Raw genomic sequence first — 19,036 nt, forward strand, 5'->3', positions numbered from 1 at the left:
CGTCCGAGAAAGCGCCGGCTGCAGCGTAGGAAGATGTTGGAGCGGCGGGTACCCATCGTGTTCGCGGTCATCGTTCTGCTGGTGCTGGGAGTGGGACTGGCCCACAACTACCTGGTTGACCGGCCCAGGGTCGCTGCGGAGGTCACAGCCAAGGTGGAGTCCAGGGACGGAGAGGTTCTCCTTATCGCTCATGCTCCGCGGCGACCGAGAGAGCCCGGTTATGTCGTCGTCGTGTTCGATGGCCAAGAGAGTCGCTGCTCGTTGGACCTTTTGATGCAAAACCCGCCCGTGTTTCAGTGTGATCCCGCCGTGAACGTCAAATGATGGAATGCAGGCGATAACGGAGCTGCGGTACATGTAAAAAGAAAGCCCTGAACCGTCCAGGGGTTGATGCCGCTATCTTCTGTGAGAAAGATAGTGATTATGCCCAAGCAGTTCCCGCCCGAAGTCCGTGACCGTGCAGTGCGCAAAGGATGGCAGCACCGTGGTGATCAAGGGAATCGATGGGAGTGCCCATGAAAAGTATCCGACTGCGTGAGGGGTCATGCTGCTGTCGAAGCTGTCAGGGGCCTGGGACGACATTGGAGAACATCGCTCCGCTGCATGGTTCCGCCAGATAGGGGATGAATTGCAGAAAGGGCTGGATCGGAAGCAAGAATTTGAGGCCTGCCGTAGCATCCTTGGGCCCAAGTTATCCACAGTTGGAAAATACCAACGAACGAAGGTGGGCTTTGGGGCTCAGGATCGTCGTATGGGAATCAGATACTACGCATATGCGTTCGACAGCAATCAGACGGAGAAGGCGCTCGCCGACCCGCTCACGGTGATTGGAGTGGATCCGCTCGCAGACGCGTGGGGTCTGCAACCTGGCTTCCAGCGGGGCGTCACAGATTTCAGGCAATCCCTGCCCGAGCGGGACTTCCTGAACCTCGACAAAGCCTGGCCCCACCTGCAGCGGCTCACTGCTCCACGCTTTTCCGGCGCTGCGGCCAGGGCGGCCTACCGGATGTTTGAAGGGCAGGTGACCTACGGTGACGGTGGCTTCTCATGGCGGGCATGGGTGCGGGTACTCCCGCCCCACGACGTCGCATTGATCGCCCGGGATCTGGCGACGGTCAACGAACGCCACATGGAAGCACTCCTGATGGGGACCTACCCGCCCGGTGAGGAGTTGGAATCTGAAGTGGCCTACGCGACCGCGTACCTGAACAAAGCGAAGGACTTTGTCCGTGTTGCGGCCTCAGACGGGCGCGGATTCGCCTACACGATCCGGTGACGCCGCCGTTCGACGGAGCCTAAGTGCAGTTCCGGCTTATCGTCCTTTCCCGCCGCGCGTGGCCTAGGCTCGAGCAATGACGGATCTTGAGGGTGCGGTTGTTTTGGTGGTTGGAGCCACTGGCGGGCTCGGTTCGAGGATAGCCGCCGGGCTGGAGGTTGGCGGGGCCGTCGTTGCCAGGTCGTCGAGGACCGGCGGGGATGATCTGCGGGTGCCTGGCACGATCCGGAGGGTGCTCGACGCCACGCTCGCCGAGCACGGACGCCTGGATGGGCTGGTCATCGCGTCGGGGGTGGTTGCCTTTGGCGCCGCATCGGAGATTTCCGCGGACACGGTGGACGAGCTCTTCGCGGTGAACGTGACCAGTGCGATCCAGCTCATTGCCTCGAGCCAGCCGCACCTAGCGGATTCGGCGCGTGCGGGCCGGGAGCCTTTTGTTCTAACCCTGAGTGGCGTGGTTGCTGAGTCACCCGTAGCCGGCCTCGCCGCATATTCCGCGTCGAAGGCGGCTCTCGGCGCCTTCGTTGTCGCGGCGGCGCGCGAGTATCGCCGGGCAGGCATCCGGATCGTGGATGCCAGGCCAGGCCACACCGGCACAGCCCTGTCCGAACACCCGATCGCCGGGTCGGCGCCAGGGTTTGGAGCGGCACTGGATCCGGACTTCGTGGCAGGACGGATCATCACAGCTATCGTCGACGGCGAGAAGGATCTGCCCAGCGCCGCGTTCCATTCCTAGCGGGGAGGTGAACCCGGCGGTCAGTGCGCCGCCGGGTGCCATCCCAGCGCCGGGCCCAGGCCGGTGGCGATGTCCGTGAGGATCTGTACGTAGTCCTCATGGTCGAAGCTGAACGGCAGGGCGAACGCCACCTCGTCAACTTCCTGGTAACCCGCGTGCGCCTGCAGCTGCTCCGCAATCTCGCTGCTGGTCCCGATGAGGTCCGGCGCGAACATCATCCGTTTCGGCCCCTGTGGCACGGCGGTGCGGGGCGTCCGCTCGTCGACGTACCGCTGGTACTTGGCACGCTGGCCGGGGGAAGCGGAGTCGGTAGGGATGACCACCAGACCCTGTGAGACGCGTGCAGGCGCGTGCTGACGGGCTCCCGCCGCTGCGCGGAAGGCCCTGATCTGGGACTGCTGGATCCGGGCAAAGTCCGGGGCCTCGCCCTCACCGGGAAAAATGACGCTGCTGGAGAGCAGGTTGAACCCGTTTTCCCCGGCCCACACGGCAGACTTCCGGCTGGCAGCGCCGTACCAGAGCCGGCCCCGCAGTCCCTTGGAGTGCGGTTCAACGCGGTTGGAGAACTCCTCCACCACGCCCTGCTTGCCGCTGAACTCCCTGACGGGTTCGCCGGCAATCATCCGTCCCAGCCGGTCCACGCGGGTGTAACCGAAATCCTCCACGTCCGCGGAATCCGGGTACAGCTCCTGCCTCACGGTGTCCCACTGCATCGGTTCCCCAACACTGACGCCCGGATTGATGCGGCCGCCGGACAGCAGGTCCACCGTGGCCAGGTCCTCAGCCAGTCGCAGCGGGTTCTCCCACCCCAAAGGCGTCACCGCGGTACCAAGTTCAATCCGGGAGGTGCGCTGGCTGGCAGCGGCCATGACAGCGATGGGGGAGGAGATCCCGTATTGGAGGTGCCGGTGGCGCAGCCAGGCACTGTCGAACCCCAGCCGCTCACCCAGTTCGATGACCTGCAGCGTGCTCTCGTGCCCGGCGGCCGGATCCGCAGGATCAAACAGGCCAATGGTCAGGAAACCCAGTTTGCGCAGCGGGCGTGGGGAGTCGGGCACGGTGTCCTCCGGGAAGTTCTGCAGTGGGCTGATCCCCACAGTATTCGCTCCAGATGGAGGCAGTTCGCATTATCGTTACGTCATGACATCCGGCCTCCACCTCCGCCTCGTCCTGCCCCATCAGCTTTTTGACCAGCACCTCGACGAGGCCGACGGGACAGTGTTTGTGCTGATCGAGCACGACCTGCTCTTCCGCCAGTACTCGTTCCATTCGCACAAACTGGTCCTGCACCGTGCTTCCATGGCCCGGTTCGCCCGCAGGCTGCGGGATCAGGGGCATGACGTGGCTGTTTTGGAGAGCTCCGCCAACCGCTCGTCGCGGGCGCAGCTCGCGGAATTCATCCGGCACCGCCATCCGGCGAAGGTGACCTGGTTCGATGTTGTGGACGACTGGCTGGAAAAGGACCTGGTGGCGGGCCTCGGGGACGCCGGCTACCGGATGCGTGCCGACGACGTCCTGGAGACGCCCAACTTCCTGACGGACCGCAGCCGGATCGATTCCTGGTTCGCCGATAACCCGGCCCGCATGCACGACTTCTACGTCTGGCAGCGCCGCCGGCTGGACGTCCTGGTCCAGAACGGGGATCCTGTGGGCGGGAAGTGGTCGTTCGATGCCGAGAACCGGAAGAAGCTTCCGCGCGGCTATGTGCCGCCCACAGTAGGCCTCTTCGCCCGCCATTCCGACCCGCAGCAACAGGGAACCTTTGACCTCGAAAGCCTGACGGCTTACCCTGGCGAGGCAAAAGGCGACCAGCCCGGGGAGCCTTCGCCCGACGTCGTACGGGCGATTGAATGGGTTGCGAAGGAATTCCCGGCGGCCCCGGGCGACCCGCACCTGTTCGCCTGGCCCACCAGCGCCGACGAAGCCCGCCGGCACCTCCAGGAGTTCATCACTGAACGGCTGGCGGACTTCGGGCCGTACGAGGATGCGATTTCCCGCGAGCATCCGTTCATCAACCACGCTCTGCTGACCCCGGCGCTCAACATCGGGCTGCTCGACCCCCGGGAAGTTGTCCAGGCGGTCCTGGACGGCGCGGACCAATCCACCCCGCTGGCATCCCTCGAGGGCTTTATCCGGCAGGTGATCGGGTGGCGGGAATACATACGCGCCACGTACCGCACGCGCGGCAGCCAGATGCGGAGCGCCAACGGGCTCAACCACAGGAACGGGCTGGGGGAGGGGTGGTGGGATGGAACCACGGGCCTGGCGCCTGTGGACCTGGTCATCTCCCGTGTACTGGCCACCGGATACGCCCACCACATTGAACGGCTGATGGTACTGGGCAACGCGATGTCCTTGCTGCGGATACACCCCGACGACGCCTACGAGTGGTTCATGGAACTGTTCATCGACGCCTATGACTGGGTCATGGTGCCCAACGTTTACGCCATGAGCCAGTTCGCTGCAGGTGCCGACATCACCACCAAACCCTATGTGTCCGGCAGCAACTACCTGAAGAAAATGTCGGACCTGCCCGCCGGTGACTGGATGCCGGACTGGGACGGCCTGTACTGGGCCTTCGTCGAGGACCACCGGCCCGTCTTCGAACGGAACCACCGCGCCAAGATGGTGGTGTCCCTGCTCGACGGCATGGAGGATGGGAAGCGGCGGGAGCACCGCCGTCGTGCGGATGCCCTGCTGCAGAATCCCGACGGCGCGGCGACGCGGTTGCTGAGCCCGCCGCAGCACCGGCCATGACCAGGCAGACGGCTTATCCTGTTTAGAGGGCGTGACGTGCTGATGGCAGGTCCCCCTTCCCGGGAGGACAACACAAGGAGGCTCCATGCCTGTCAGGCATCTGATGCGGCTCATCGCCGCGGCATTGGCAGCCGTCCTGGTTCTGTCCGGTTGCCAGGGCGGCGGCAGCGCACCGGTAGTGGTGGGGGAAACCAAAACCGGCGGCATTGCCACCGTGGCGGAGGTAAACGCCTTCACCTCGTTCAACCCCTTCAGCGCTGACGGCAACACCGATATCAATTCCAAGATCGGCGCCGTCACGCACTCCGGCTTCCATTTCCTGGACCAAACGGCCCGGGTGGTGCGGAATGACAAATTCGGCAGCTACGAAAAGATCTCCGACCAGCCGTTCAAGGTCCGCTACACGGTCAACGAAGGCGTCAAATGGTCCGACGGCGAGGCCATCGACGCCGGGGACCTTCTCCTTGCGTGGGCGGCCGGGTCAGGATACTTCGACGACGAGGATCCGGCCCTCGGTACCGGCACCACGTACTTCGATTCGGCCGCGGACACCGGCGGCCTCGCGGGCACGGTTCTCCCCGAACTCGGCGATGACGGCCGGTCCATCACGCTGGAGTACACCCAGCCTTACGCCGACTGGGAGGTGGCGTTCGACGTCGGCCTGCCGGCGCATGTGGTCGCGGCCAAGGGCGGCCTCAGCGACGAGGACGCCTTGGTCAAACTCCTCGAGGAATCACCGCGCGGCAACCCGGAAAAGCCGGCAGTCAACGCCGACCTGAAAAAGGTGGCGGATTTCTGGAACTCCGGGTTCAATACTTCGGCCATCCCCGATGACCCCTCGCTCTACCTCTCCAGCGGCCCCTTCATCGTCCAGGACATCGTGCCGGACGTCTCCATGAAACTGGTGCGGAACCGGGACTACGTCTGGGGCCAGGAACCCCGGCTCGACGAGATCAACGTCCGGTTCACCGCGAGTTTCCCCGCAGCTGTCGACGCCCTCCGGAACGGCCAGGCGGACATCATCGCGCCGCAGCCCTCCGCCGGGAATGAGGCCATTTTCGCCGGCCTGACCTCGCAAGGGGTCACGGTGGAAAGGTACAGCCAGTCCGGCTATGACCACCTCGACCTGAACTTCACCGGGCCGTTTGCCGCCCGGGAAGTCCGCGAAGCGTTCCTGAAGACAGTTCCCCGGGAAGCCATCGTTGAGGCCGTGGTGGGGGACCTGCTTCCGGATGCCAAACCACTGGATTCCCACGTGTTCCTTCCCGGGCAGCCGAAATACGGCGACACCGTCAAGAACAACGGTTCGGAAGCCTATGCGGACGTGGACATCGACGGCGCCAAAAAGCTGTTGGCCGGCAAAACGCCCACCATCCGCATTCTGTTCAACCGCGACAACTCCAACCGGGCGGAGTCATTTGGGTTGATCCGTGACTCCGCGAAGCTTGCCGGCTTCACCGTGGTGGACGCCGGCGAAGGAAACGCCGACTGGACCAGGTCCCTGGGCAGCAGCAACCACGACGCCACGCTCCTCGGGTGGATCGGAACCGGCGCCGGAGTCAGCCGCGTGCCGCAGATTTTCCGGACCGGGGCGGGGAGCAACTTCAACGGGTTCTCCGATGACGCTGCGGATAAAGCCATGGCGGAGCTCTCCGGCACCACGGACCTGGGCAAACAGGATGATCTCCTGGTCGCCGTGGACAAACGGCTGTGGGAGAACGCCTACGGCCTCCCGCTGTACCAGACAGTCGGGGCCACCGCCGTGGGGCCGCGGATCACCGGTGTGAAATCCAGCGCCGGGCCGCTGGGCGTCTGGTGGAATGTCTGGGAATGGCGGCTGGCGTAGCCGCGTCCTGATCGGCTGCTGCACAAAGTGGCGTCGGCGGACTGCGGCTGGGAGCGGTTCCACTCCCGATTTCACAGCTGCCACTACCCGCGAGTAGCATGTGACTTGCACAACTTCCGTTTACCGACTAGCGCGGCGAACGGCGCCGGTTACGGTTTGGCAACGGAGTACCAGTATTTGGACTTCAAGCGGTTAGGCTACTCGTATATGTAGGCCCCGTCACAGCGGACAGCTGTGCCCGGCCTGCGGGGAAACACAAGATTCCCCTCGTTATCTCCCACAACTCATAGGAGGCGGAATGCGTTTTACGCGCACTTCCAAAGCACTGGGCATCGTGGCAATCGCCGCTCTTGCCCTGACCGGTTGCGGCGCCGGAGGCGGCAGCAACGACGGTGCCAGCAACTCTGCTGGCGATCCGGCCAAGGTCATTTCCGCGTACAGCAACGAACCGCAGAACCCGTTGCTGCCGGCCAACACGAACGAGGTCTACGGCGGCCGCGTCGTCGAACTGCTGTTCGAAGGCCTGCGGACCTACGATGCAGACGGCAAGCCGGTCAACGCGCTGGCCGAGTCCATCGAGTCGCCGGACGCCCAGAACTGGACCATCAAGGTCAAGCAGGGCCAGAAGTTCACCAACGGTGAAGAGATCACGGCAAAGACGTTCGTTGACGCCTGGAACTTCGCCGCCAACTCCAAGAACCTGCAGAACAACGGCTTCTTCTTTGAGTCCATCGAGGGCTACGCAGACGTTTCAGCAGTCAGCGAGACCGTCGGCGCGGACGGGAAGACTTCTTCCACTCCCGCACCCACCGCCGAAACCATGTCCGGCCTGGTTGCCACGGATGACTCCACCATCACGGTGAAGCTCGTCCAGCCGGAAGCTGACTGGTCGCTCCGCCTCGGCTACTCCGCCTTCTTCCCCCTCCCGTCGGCCGCGCTGGCCGACCCCAAGGCGTACGGCGAAAACCCCGTGGGCAACGGCCCGTACAAGTTCGAAAAAGAAGGCGCCTGGGTTCACGACCAGTCCATCTCGCTCGTCAAGAACGCTGACTACAGCGGCCCCCGCGAATCCAAGAACGGTGGCGTGAGCTTCAAGTTCTACACCGATCCGGGCCCCGCCTACACGGACCTGCAGGGCGACAACCTGGACATCACGGACGTCCTGCCCTCCAACGCCCTGAGCACCTACGTTTCGGACTTCCCGGACCGTAACGCCACGAAGCCCGTTGCCACCAACTCCACCCTGAACATCCCGGATTACAATCCGAACTTCCAGGGTGAAGCCGGCAAGCTCCGCCGCCAGGCTCTCTCCTACGCCATCAACCGTGAGGAAATCGCCAAGGTTGTCTTCAACGGCACCCGCACGCCCGCCAAGGCATTTGTTCCGCCGGTCATCGACGGATTCAAGGAAGGCCTCAAGGGCAGCGAAATCCTCGAGTTCAACGCCGACAAGGCCAAGCAGCTCTGGGCCGACGCTGAGAAGATCCAGCCTTACGACGGTTCCAAGCCCCTGCAGATCGCCTCGAATACCGATGGCGGCAACAAGGAATGGATCGACGCCGTAGCCAACGGCTTCAAGAACAACCTGGGCATCCAGGCCGAAATCCAGCCGTTCGCCAAGTTCGCAGAGGTCCTCAACCTGCGCAAGTCCCAGTCCCTCCCGGGCCTGACCCGCGCCGGCTGGCAGGGCGACTACCCGTCGCTCTACAACTTCCTGGGACCGATCCTGGCCACGGGTGCATCAGCCAACTACGAGAAGTACTCGAACCCCGAGTTCGACAAGCTCCTCAAGGAAGGCCTCGGCGCCAAGACCACGGATGAAGCGAACGACAAGTTCAACCAGGCACAGGAAGTCCTCTTCGAAGACCTCCCCGTCCTGCCGCTGTGGGATCAGGCTCGCCCGATCGTATGGAGCAACAACGTCATCTCCGCCGAAACCGGCTGGAATGGCAGCATCCTGTACTACAACGTCACTGCTAAGTAGTCACCAGAACTAACTTGCCAGCAGGCACAATGGGGGTCCGGTCACGGCCGGGCCCCCATTGGCCTGCACGGCAGGAAGGCACGCATGAACCTGTTCGCTTCCCACCCGGAAGGCTGGTGAACCTGTGGTCCGTTTTATCCTGCGCCGACTCCTTCAGGTGATCCCTGTCTTTATCGGCACCACACTTTTGGTTTATTTCCTGGTGTTCGCCCTTCCCGGCGACCCCATCGCATCGCTCTTCGGTGAGCGCCAGCCCCCGCAGTCCGTCATCGACACCCTGCGCGCGCAATACAATTTGGACCAGCCCTTCTGGGTCCAGTACGGCCTGTTCCTGAAGAACCTCTTCACGTTCAACCTCGGTGTTGACTTCACCGGCCAGCCCATCGCGGCCAGCCTGGGACGGGTATTCCCGGTGACGGCCATGCTCGCCATCGAAGCCCTGGCCATCCAAGCCATCTTCGGCATTGCCTTCGGCGTTTTCGCCGGCCTCCGCCGCGGTGGATGGTTCGACTCCACTGTCCTGGTGGTCTCGCTCGTGGTCATCGCTGTTCCCACCTTCGTTCTGGGCTACGTGTTCCAGCTGGTGATCGGCGTCCAACTGGGTTGGACAAAACCGACCGTTGGTGCCAACGCGGACTGGGGCACGTTGCTGCTGCCCGCCGTCGTGCTGGGCCTGGTCTCCTTCGCCTACGTCCTTCGCCTCACGCGCGCATCGGTTAGCGAAAACATGAACGCCGACTACGTCCGGACTGCAACGGCCAAGGGCCTGTCGCGTCCCAGGGTGGTCATTGCACACATCCTGCGCAACTCCCTGATCCCCGTGATCACGTACCTGGGTGCCAACCTGGGTGGACTGATGGGCGGTGCAATCGTCACCGAGGGCATCTTCAACGTCCCCGGTGTCGGCAACAAGATTTTCCAGGCCGTCACCCGCAGCGAGGGCCCCACCATCGTCTCCATCGTCAGCGTGCTGGTGCTGGTGTTTGTGGTGTCAAACCTCCTCGTTGACCTTCTTTACGCCTGGCTTGACCCGAGGATCCGCTATGAGCAGTAACAACAGCCACTACGTGGCACCCATTGACGAAACACCGCTGCTGGCAACGGACGCGGTCAAGACGGACCAGGCTCCGCTGAGCCTGTGGGCTGATGCCTGGCGCAAGCTTCGCAGGAAGCCGCTGTTCATCATTTCCGCCATCATGATCCTGGCCTTGATCGTTGTTGCGCTGTTCCCAGGTCTTTTCACCTCCGTGCCGCCCAACGACAACTGCCTCCTGGCGAACTCCGAAGGGGAGCCTTCACCAGGGCACCCGTTCGGATACACCTTCCAGGGCTGTGACGTTTTCGCGCGTGTGATTCACGGGACGTCTGCGTCACTTTCGGTGGGCATCCTGTCCGTCATCTGTGTCCTGATCATTGGCGTTACGTTCGGTGCTTTGGCCGGTTACTACGGCGGCTGGGTTGACACCGTCCTGGCCCGCCTGGGCGACATCTTCTTCGCTCTCCCGCTGATTCTTGGTGCACTGGTCATCACCCAGTTGCCGTTCTTCAGAGAGAACAAAGGCGTCTGGACAGTGGTGATGGTGATATCCCTGCTCGCCTGGCCGCAAATGGCGCGCATCACCCGCGGTGCCGTCATCGAAGTCCGCAATGCCGACTTCGTCACAGCTGCGCAGGCTCTGGGCGTCTCCAAGTTCAGGGCACTGCTCCGGCACGTCCTGCCGAACGCACTCGCACCGATCATCGTGCTGGCGACGCTGGAGCTCGGCGTCTTCATCGTGGCTGAAGCCACCCTGTCCTACCTGGGCATCGGCCTGCCCGAGGGTGTTATGTCCTGGGGTGCCGATATTTCCTCCGGCGCAAAGACCTCGTTGCGGACCAACCCGGAAATCCTGCTTTACCCGGCGGCTGCCCTGTCCATCACGGTGCTGAGCTTCATCATGCTCGGTGATGCTGTCCGTGACGCCCTTGATCCGAAGAGCCGTCAGCGATGAGAGATAAAGACATGACTACATCAGGGGTCCACATCGGCGAGGCCGATGCCAACCGCAATACTCCGATTCTCGAAATCCGTGACCTGGCCATCACGTTCAAGACCAGCGGCGGCGAGGTCAAGGCAGTACGCAATGCGCATCTGACCATCATGCCCGGTGAAACCGTGGCGATTGTGGGCGAGTCGGGTTCCGGCAAATCAACCACTGCCCTCGCAGCCATTGGGCTGTTGCCCGGCAACGGCAGCGTCTCCGGCGGCCAGATCCTGCTCGATGGCGAGGACATAGCCCACGCCAGCGAGAAGCGGATGATCGAACTCCGTGGAAACACGATCGGTATGGTTCCCCAGGATCCGATGTCCAACCTGAACCCGGTCTGGAAGATCGGCTACCAGGTCAAGGAAACCCTCCGCGCCAACGGCCGGCCCAGCAGTCCTGACGACATTGCCAAGGTCTTGTCTGAGGCAGGCCTGCCTGATGCCAAACGGCGCGCCGGCCAGTACCCCCACGAGTTCTCGGGCGGTATGCGCCAGCGTGCACTGATCGCTATTGGGCTTTCCTGCCAGCCCCGGCTGCTCATCGCCGATGAGCCGACGTCCGCCCTGGACGTCACGGTGCAGCGCCAGATCCTGGACCACCTGGACACCATGACCAGCGAACTGGGAACATCCGTCCTGCTGATCACGCACGATCTTGGCCTTGCAGCGGAACGTGCTGACAAGGTTGTGGTGATGTACCAGGGGCAGGTTGTGGAAGCAGGCCCGTCGCTGGAACTGCTCCGCAATCCCCAGCACCCGTACACCAAGCGGTTGGTGGAATCTGCGCCCTCACTGGCAAGCCGCCGGATCCAGGTTGCCAAGGAGCAGGGCGTTGAAACCGCCGAGCTCCTTGCCCCGGCAGCTGAGGTAGCTGGTGGTGACACTTTCCTTCAGATCAAGGACCTGCGGAAGGTCTACAAGCTCCGCCAGGGCTTTGGTTCCACGGACTTCGCAGCCGTCGACGGTGTGAGCTTCGACGTCAAGCGGGGGACCACCACGGCCATTGTGGGGGAATCCGGTTCCGGTAAATCCACCGTGGCCAAGATGGTCCTGCAGCTTGAAAAGCCCACGGAGGGCCAAATCCTGTTCGACGGGGTGGACACGTCCGGACTGAAGGGGCGGGAACTGTTCAAGTTCCGGCGTCGGGTCCAGCCCATCTTCCAGGACCCCTACGGCTCCCTTGACCCGATGTACAACATCTTCCGAACCATCGAGGAGCCGTTGCGGGTCCACAGGATCGGGGATGCCGCGAGCCGAGAGAAGAAGGTCCGCGAGCTGCTGGACCAGGTCTCACTTCCACAGTCCGCCATGCAGCGATACCCGAATGAGCTCTCGGGCGGCCAGCGCCAGCGTGTGGCCATCGCCCGGGCGCTGGCACTCGATCCCGAGGTGATCATCTGCGATGAGGCCGTGTCGGCACTTGATGTGCTGGTCCAGGCGCAGGTGCTGAACCTGCTCGCTGATCTTCAGGCGAACCTCGGCCTGACGTACCTGTTCATCACCCACGACCTGGCCGTGGTCCGGCAGATCGCCGACCACGTCTGTGTCATGGAGAAGGGCAAACTCGTAGAGACCGGTTCAACGGACAGCGTCTTCGAATCGCCGCAGCAGGAATACACCAAGGCACTCCTGAATGCCATCCCCGGCGCGAAGCTTATGCTTCCACCGGAAGTGGCGTAGCCCATATCGGCAAAAGGTTGAAGCCGGAGTCACTCGTGACTCCGGCTTCAACCTTTTTTGCTGTTCAATCCTGGTTGGATCCCACCGGAGCCAGGCTGCCCTGGGCCATCAGTCGGTCGGGGTCGACAGTGGTTTTACGTTCCAGGTTGAGCTCCCGCAGCTTGCCGTCCAGGACCTTACCCAGGGTCTTCCGGCCAGCCGGATTCATGTGCACGGCGTCGGCAAGGTCCTTGGTGGCGCCGTATTTGGTCAGCCAGTCGCCGGCTGAGATAAACGGCAGGCCATGCGCGGCTGCCACTGATCCCAGCAGGGTGTCCACTTCGGTGCGGCGGCCGCCACCGTTCGCCGCGCCCTTGGCCAGGGTGCCGATAAGCACAATCCGGGTGCCCAGGTAGCGGGTCTTCAGTTCGGCGATGAGGCGGTCCGCGTTCGCGGAGATCTGGCTGTTGCTGGCCCCGGTGCCTGCGTCGTTGCCACCACCCTGGATGACGATCATTGCCGGCGTGCCCGAAGGCAGCAGCCAGTTGCCGTTCAGCAGCGCGTCGATGTAGTTTCCAACGCCACCATTGGCGGCGACGTAGCCCGTGCCGCCGAGTCCGCAAAAGTAGACGCTATAGCCGGCCGAGGCGAGGCCCAGGCGGGGCCAGCCGTCCTGCGGGGCGGACTGGGAGTCGCCAATCAGCAGCACGGTTTTGCTGATGTCCGGAACCACCACTTCAAGCCGGCCGTTGGCAGGGTTCCTTACCTGGGTACCCGCGGGCAGCGCCTTGGTGTTCGCTCCGGCGGCCTGCGGCTGGGAGGCGCCGGCAGGTTGCGGCGATGGCGCGGGTGCCTGGGTTGCCGAAGGTGCGGCAGCGGGCGGCGGAACATTGGGGGCACCGCAACCGGCGATCAGGACCATGCCGGAGAGCGCCAAAGTGACGGCTGCGGAAGCGCGTCCGCGGGTCCGGGATAAAACAGTTCGCATCGGGTGTCTCCGGGCTCGCATTAGGTGTCAGAGCAATCATGTGGCATGGAGCGCGGTTTCGCCAGCCATGGTGACCCAAAGTTCCGGTGTGGCGTGCCAGGGGTTGTCGGCCGCCGGGCCGGGGGCTTCCGGCTGGCCGGGCGGGCGCCGTCCGTTTTTAGGCCAATAAATGCCGCAGGGGGTAAACTTGTGGTAGGCGCCCTGTGCTAAGGGCCGGATCCTTCGTGCGTTCCAGTTGGAAATGTCGCGATACAACAGCTGACCCACTGAATCGAGTCATTACGCATGTCTGAAACCACCACCAACACCGCGCTGAACACTGCTTCCCGCAGTGACCTGCGCAACGTCGCGATCGTGGCCCACGTTGACCACGGCAAGACCACTCTGGTCGACGCCATGCTCAAGCAGACCAACTCCTTTGCCGAGCACAACCACCTCGAAGACCGCGTGATGGACTCCGGTGACCTGGAACGCGAAAAAGGCATCACCATCCTGGCCAAGAACACCACGGTGGCCTACAACGGACCGTCCTCCAACGGTGAGACCATCACCATCAACGTCATCGACACCCCCGGCCACGCCGACTTCGGCGGCGAGGTGGAGCGCGGCCTGTCCATGGTGGACGGCGTGGTACTCCTCGTTGACGCATCCGAGGGCCCGCTGCCCCAGACCCGCTTCGTGCTGCGCAAGGCCCTGGCCGCGCACCTGCCGGTCATCCTCCTCGTCAACAAAACGGACCGCCCCGACTCCCGCATCGACGAAGTTGTCCACGAGTCCATGGACCTCCTGCTGGGCCTGGCCTCCGACCTCGCCGACGAAGTTCCGGACCTGGACCTGGACAAGATCCTTGAAGTTCCGGTTGTCTACGCAGCCGCTAAGGTAGGCCGTGCCTCCCTGGTGCAGCCGGCGGACGGCTCCGCTCCGGACAATGAGGACCTTGAGCCGCTGTTCAAGACCATCATCGAGCACATCCCCGCGCCGACGTACAACCCGAACGGCGTACTCCAGGCACACGTCACCAACCTGGACGCCTCACCGTTCCTGGGCCGTCTTGCACTGCTGCGCATCTACAACGGCACCCTGCGCAAGGGCCAGACCGTTGCCTGGGCCCGCGCCAACGGCGAGCTCAAGAACGTCAAGATCACCGAACTGCTGGCCACCAAGGCACTGGACCGCGTTCCGGCCGATTCTGCGGGACCGGGCGAAATCGTTGCTGTCGCCGGCATCGAGGAAATCACCATTGGTGAGACCCTCACCGACGTCGACAACCCGCAGCCGTTGCCGCTGATCACGGTTGACCCGCCGGCAATCTCCATGACCATCGGTATCAACACATCCCCGATCGCCGGTAAGGTCAAGGGCCACAAGGTCACCGCACGCCAGGTCAAGGATCGTCTTGACAAGGAACTGATCGGTAACGTTTCTTTGAACGTTCTCCCCACCGAGCGTCCCGACGCTTGGGAAGTTCAGGGCCGTGGCGAATTGGCCCTGTCCATCTTGGTTGAGCAGATGCGCCGTGAAGGCTTCGAGCTGACCGTGGGCAAGCCGCAGGTTGTCACCAAGACCATCGACGGCAAGATCCACGAGCCGATGGAACACATGACCATCGACGTGCCGGAAGAGTACCTCGGCGCCGTAACCCAGCTCATGGCCTCCCGCAAGGGCCGCATGACCAACATGGCCAACCACGGTACCGGCTGGTGCCGCATGGAGTTCATCGTTCCGGCCCGTGGCCTGATCGGTTTCCGCACGCGCTTTTTGACCGACACCCGCGGTGCCGGTATCGCTTCCTCGCTGGCCGAGGGCTACGAGCCGTGGGCCGGCCCCATCGAGTACCGCACCAACGGTTCGATCGTGGCTGACCGCTCAGGTGTTGTCACCCCGTTCGCGATAATCAAGCTCCAGGAACGTATGAGCTTCTTCGTTCAGCCCACCTCCGAGGTTTACGAGGGCATGATCGTTGGCGAGAACTCCCGCGCTGATGACATGGACGTAAACATCACTCGTGAGAAGCAGCTCACCAACATGCGTGCAGCTTCCTCGGACACCTTCGAGAACATGACGCCGCCGAAGGTTTTGACCCTCGAAGAGTCCCTTGAGTTCGCCCGCGAAGACGAGTGTGTCGAAGTGACGCCCGAGTCCATCCGCATCCGCAAGGTGATCTTGGACGCCAGCGACCGCTCCAAGGCCAACCGCGCCCGCGCCAAGGTCTAACAAACCCGCAGCACCAACGAATGCCACCGGCGCCATGCCGGTGGCATTCGTCGTTTCGGGACGCATGCGCGCACCGAACCCGCCAGCCAGGCCGCAGGAACCGTCCTTGCCTAGTGAACCCGGCGTCAGCTGCGCGGGCGGCGCCGCGGCGGTGCCGGGGGAACGGACTTCGCCGCCACCACGGCGCCCAGGGGGATCACGACGGCGGCCTGCCGGGTCTGGACGGTGACGGAACCGGCGTCGCACGCCACCAGGTCGCCCAAGGCGTCCGTGAAGCCTTCAGGGATGCGGTAGCGGACCACAACCCGCGTTCCGGTCTTGGCAGCGGCAAGGAATCCGGCGGGGGTCGGGGCAGGCAGGCTCACCTGAACATACTAAACGGCTTCACACAAGCGCCCCGGCTAGGTTCGCGGTAACGGGCAGGGGGATAATAGGCTACAGAGTCAGGGTCCGGCCAGAGTTGCCGGATGCAAGAGCCGGCGGGACGCCGGAACCAACGTGGAGAGGCCAGGGACGTGACGTACGTAATCGCGCAGCCGTGTGTAGATGTCAAGGACAAGGCATGTATTGAGGAGTGCCCCGTCGACTGCATTTACGAGGGTGAGCGTTCGCTGTACATCCATCCGGACGAATGCGTGGACTGCGGTGCCTGCGAGCCCGTTTGCCCCGTTGAGGCCATCTACTACGAGGATGACACCCCGGATGAGTGGGCCGACTACTACAAGGCCAACGTCGAGTTCTTCGACGACCTTGGTTCCCCGGGCGGTGCCGCGAAGGTTGGCAACACCGGCAAGGACCACCCCATGATCGCTGCGCTGCCGCCGCAGAACCAAGACCACTGACCCCGGCGCACCCGTGAGCCCTGCAGTGAACACCTTTGGCCTTGCCCTGCCCGACTACCCGTGGGAGGCCATGGCGCCGTACCTGGCCAAGGCCTCGGAACACCCCGGCGGAGCCGTCAACCTCTCCATCGGCACCCCTGTGGATCCCACCCCGGCGCTGGTGCAGGACGCGTTGTCAGCTGCCGCCAACGCCCCGGGTTATCCCACCGTGCACGGCACGTTGGCTCTCCGCGAGGCCATCGCTGGGTGGTTCGAACGCCGCCGCGGCGTAGCGGGACTTGATCCCCGCGACGTGATGCCCACGGTGGGCTCGAAGGAACTGGTGGCGTGGCTGCCGCTGCTCTTGGGCCTGAAGCCCGGTGACGTCGTCGTCCGTCCCAAGGTTGCCTACCCGACCTACGATATTGGCGCCACCCTGGCCGGCGTCACCTCAGTTGCTACGGACAACCTGGATGAGCTGGACGCCGCCACCCGGGCCCGTGTGCGCCTCATCTGGGTCAACTCACCCGGCAACCCCACCGGCAGTGTCCGGGACGCGGAATCGCTGCGCTTACTGGTGGCCCAGGCCCGTGAAATCGGGGCCGTGGTGGCTTCGGACGAATGCTATGCGGAACTTGGCTGGGGGGAATGGGACGTCCAGCGCGGCGGCAACCCTGTGCCCAGCATCCTGGACCCCCGCGTTTCCGGTGGCTCCCATGACGGCCTGCTGGCCGTCTACTCCCTGAGCAAGCAGTCCAACCTTGCCGGCTACCGGGCCGCGTTTGTTGCCGGTGATCCGGCGCTGATGGCCAACCTGGTCAACAGCCGCAAGCACGCAGGCATGATCGTGCCGTACCCGGTGCAGGAAGCCATGCGGGTGGCGGTGGGCGATGACGCGCACGTTGAAGCGCAAAAAGACCTGTACCGCGGCCGCCGCGAACGGCTGGTTCCGGCCCTGCGCGGATTCGGGCTGGACATCAGGAATTCCGACGCCGGCCTCTACCTTTGGTCGACAGCGGGGGAGGACACCTGGACCACGGTGGCACGACTTGCCGGGCTTGGCATTGTGGTGGGGCCGGGCGTTTTCTACGGTGAAGCCGGCAACGGTTTTGTCCGGGTGGCGCTGACGGGAACCGACGAACGGATCGACGCCGCAGTATCCCGCCTGACCGCGTAGCCAGCAACGGGGCTGTAACAATAGAGTGACTCGCGCCACATAGCGGCCGTTTCGGGGCCCCCTGGGCTGTCTCGGATTAGTGACACCCGCCAAGGAGCGGTATTTTTTAAGTGACTATCAATGGTGGCTTTCTACAAGAAGGCAGCCCGGGTGTTGGAACCTGTCTACTCAGGATCAGTGCGCGGCTCACCTGATGTTGGATCAAGCTTTCGACAGAGGCCCAGAAGCCTCATGAAGGGGACTCCATGACTGAGACCAACAACGCCGCCACCTTGCACCACGCCGGTGGCGAGCTGAAGCTCCCGCGCATCCAGGTTGTTGAAGGGAACGAAGGATACGACGTTTCCAAGCTGCTGAAGCAGACGGGCGCAGTCACCTTTGACCCCGGCTTCATGAACACCGCAGCAACCACTTCCGCCATCACGTACATCGACGGCGATGCCGGCATCCTGCGCTACCGCGGATACCCGATCGAGCAGCTGGCGCAGCACTCCAGCTTCCTCGAAGTGTCCTACCTGCTGATCTACGGGAACCTGCCCACCCCCACCGAGCTCGAAGAGTTCGACCAGAAGATCCGCCACCACACGCTGCTGCACGAGGAGCTGAAGGGCTTCTTCAGCGGCTTCCCGCGGGACGCGCACCCGATGCCCGTGCTGTCCTCAGCGGTGTCGGCGCTGTCCACGTTCTACCAGGACTCGCTGGACCCCAAAAACGCCGAGCAGGTGGAGGTCTCCACTATCCGCCTGATGGCAAAGCTTCCGGTCATCGCCGCGTATGCACACAAAAAGTCCATCGGCCAGCCCATGCTGTACCCGGACAACTCCCACAACCTCGTGGAGAACTTCCTCCGGCTGAGCTTCGGCCTGCCGGCCGAGCAGTACGAGATGGACCCGGTCATCGTCAAGGCCCTGGACCTGCTCCTGATCCTGCACGCGGACCACGAACAGAACTGCTCCACGTCCACCGTGCGTCTGGTGGGTTCCTCGGACGCCAACCTCTTCGCTTCCGTCTCGGCAGGCATCCACGCCCTGTCCGGTCCCGCCCACGGCGGTGCCAACGAGGCTGTCCTGAAAATGCTCCGCCAGATCCAGGCCGACGGCACCAAGCCCGAGGACTACATGGAGAAGGTCAAGAACAAGGAAGACGGCGTCCGGCTTATGGGCTTCGGCCACCGGGTGTACAAGAACTACGACCCCCGCGCCAAGATCGTCAAAAACACCGCACACGAGATCCTCTCCAAGCTCGGCGGCAACGACGAGATGCTGGAGATCGCGCTCCGCCTGGAGGAGAAGGCGCTCAACGATGACTACTTCATCCAGCGCAAGCTCTACCCCAACGTGGACTTCTACACCGGCCTGATCTACAAGGCCATGGGCTTCCCGGAGAAGATGTTCACGGTGCTCTTCGCCATCGGCCGCCTGCCGGGTTGGATTGCCCAGTGGCGCGAGATGACGCAGGACCCGCAAACAAAGATCGGCCGCCCCCGCCAGCTGTACATCGGCGAACCGGCCCGGGACTACCCCGCACGCTAGTCCCCATACGTACGACGCCG

15 protein-coding genes are annotated in these 19,036 nt (G+C 63.6%); 12 read left to right on the plus strand and 3 right to left on the minus strand.

Translation table 11 applies throughout. The features are described 5' to 3' along the window. Nucleotides 1–751: 751 nt before the first annotated feature. Both QRN07_RS06980 and QRN07_RS06985 read left to right on the plus strand, forming a co-directional pair. The gene (locus QRN07_RS06980; RefSeq protein WP_285240692.1) at nt 752–1,276 is read left to right on the plus strand and encodes a hypothetical protein; all 525 of its coding nucleotides are present in this window, start codon (nt 752–754) and stop codon (nt 1,274–1,276) included. A 76-nt stretch (nt 1,277–1,352) separates the two neighbouring features. After that, nucleotides 1,353–2,012, plus strand: a complete 660-nt coding sequence (locus tag QRN07_RS06985) for an SDR family NAD(P)-dependent oxidoreductase (RefSeq protein WP_285240693.1) — start codon at nt 1,353–1,355, stop codon at nt 2,010–2,012. Nucleotides 2,013–2,032: 20 nt separating this feature from the next. Here QRN07_RS06985 and QRN07_RS06990 read toward each other — a convergent pair whose 3' ends face one another. After that, nucleotides 2,033–3,070: an LLM class flavin-dependent oxidoreductase gene (locus QRN07_RS06990; RefSeq protein WP_050685971.1), complete on the minus strand. Its 1,038-nt coding sequence runs from the start codon at nt 3,068–3,070 to the stop codon at nt 2,033–2,035. An 82-nt stretch (nt 3,071–3,152) separates the two neighbouring features. On the opposite strand from QRN07_RS06990, the gene QRN07_RS06995 reads away from it, so the two are divergent. From QRN07_RS06995 to QRN07_RS07020, 6 genes are all read left to right on the plus strand, one after another. Then, entirely contained in the window at nt 3,153–4,769 is a 1,617-nt protein-coding gene (locus QRN07_RS06995; RefSeq protein ID WP_285240694.1) for a cryptochrome/photolyase family protein, read from the plus strand. Nucleotides 4,770–4,854: 85 nt separating this feature from the next. After that, a complete protein-coding gene (locus QRN07_RS07000) occupies nt 4,855–6,615 on the plus strand; it encodes an ABC transporter family substrate-binding protein (RefSeq protein WP_285240695.1) in 1,761 nt (586 codons plus the stop codon). Nucleotides 6,616–6,913: 298 nt separating this feature from the next. After that, nucleotides 6,914–8,599, plus strand: coding sequence for a peptide ABC transporter substrate-binding protein (locus tag QRN07_RS07005; RefSeq protein ID WP_285240696.1), 1,686 nt, complete (start codon nt 6,914–6,916; stop codon nt 8,597–8,599). Between the two features lie 124 nt (nt 8,600–8,723). Beyond that, nucleotides 8,724–9,653: an ABC transporter permease gene (locus QRN07_RS07010; protein ID WP_285240697.1), complete on the plus strand. Its 930-nt coding sequence runs from the start codon at nt 8,724–8,726 to the stop codon at nt 9,651–9,653. After that, on the plus strand, nt 9,643–10,590 hold the full coding sequence (locus QRN07_RS07015; RefSeq protein ID WP_285240698.1) for an ABC transporter permease: 948 nt from the start codon (nt 9,643–9,645) through the stop codon (nt 10,588–10,590). Before QRN07_RS07010 ends, QRN07_RS07015 begins: the two co-directional genes overlap by 11 nt. Nucleotides 10,591–10,601: 11 nt before the next feature. Continuing rightward, on the plus strand, nt 10,602–12,305 hold the full coding sequence (locus QRN07_RS07020; protein WP_285240699.1) for an ABC transporter ATP-binding protein: 1,704 nt from the start codon (nt 10,602–10,604) through the stop codon (nt 12,303–12,305). 64 nt (nt 12,306–12,369) lie between these two features. Here QRN07_RS07020 and QRN07_RS07025 read toward each other — a convergent pair whose 3' ends face one another. Continuing rightward, complete coding sequence (locus tag QRN07_RS07025) at nt 12,370–13,272, minus strand: SGNH/GDSL hydrolase family protein (protein ID WP_056597079.1); 903 nt, start codon at nt 13,270–13,272, stop codon at nt 12,370–12,372. 285 nt (nt 13,273–13,557) lie between these two features. Here QRN07_RS07025 and typA point away from each other — a divergent pair, with 285 nt between their 5' ends. Next, nucleotides 13,558–15,486: a translational GTPase TypA gene (gene typA, locus QRN07_RS07030; protein WP_056597081.1), complete on the plus strand. Its 1,929-nt coding sequence runs from the start codon at nt 13,558–13,560 to the stop codon at nt 15,484–15,486. Nucleotides 15,487–15,611: 125 nt separating this feature from the next. Here the strand turns inward: typA and QRN07_RS07035 are convergent, their stop codons facing one another. Further along, complete coding sequence (locus QRN07_RS07035) at nt 15,612–15,851, minus strand: putative acetyltransferase (RefSeq protein WP_050685872.1); 240 nt, start codon at nt 15,849–15,851, stop codon at nt 15,612–15,614. A 150-nt stretch (nt 15,852–16,001) separates the two neighbouring features. On the opposite strand from QRN07_RS07035, the gene fdxA reads away from it, so the two are divergent. From fdxA to QRN07_RS07050, 3 genes are all read left to right on the plus strand, one after another. Beyond that, complete coding sequence (fdxA, locus tag QRN07_RS07040) at nt 16,002–16,328, plus strand: ferredoxin (protein ID WP_050685972.1); 327 nt, start codon at nt 16,002–16,004, stop codon at nt 16,326–16,328. A 13-nt stretch (nt 16,329–16,341) separates the two neighbouring features. Next, on the plus strand, nt 16,342–17,484 hold the full coding sequence (gene dapC / locus QRN07_RS07045) for a succinyldiaminopimelate transaminase (protein ID WP_285240700.1): 1,143 nt from the start codon (nt 16,342–16,344) through the stop codon (nt 17,482–17,484). 245 nt (nt 17,485–17,729) lie between these two features. Beyond that, nucleotides 17,730–19,016 carry a citrate synthase gene (locus QRN07_RS07050; RefSeq protein WP_050685874.1) on the plus strand — a complete coding sequence of 429 codons (1,287 nt, stop codon included), beginning with the start codon at nt 17,730–17,732 and terminating at the stop codon, nt 19,014–19,016. Nucleotides 19,017–19,036: the final 20 nt, after the last annotated feature.

It is taken from the genome of Pseudarthrobacter sp. MEB009, from assembly GCF_030208875.1.
In the GTDB taxonomy this organism is placed as follows: domain Bacteria; phylum Actinomycetota; class Actinomycetes; order Actinomycetales; family Micrococcaceae; genus Arthrobacter.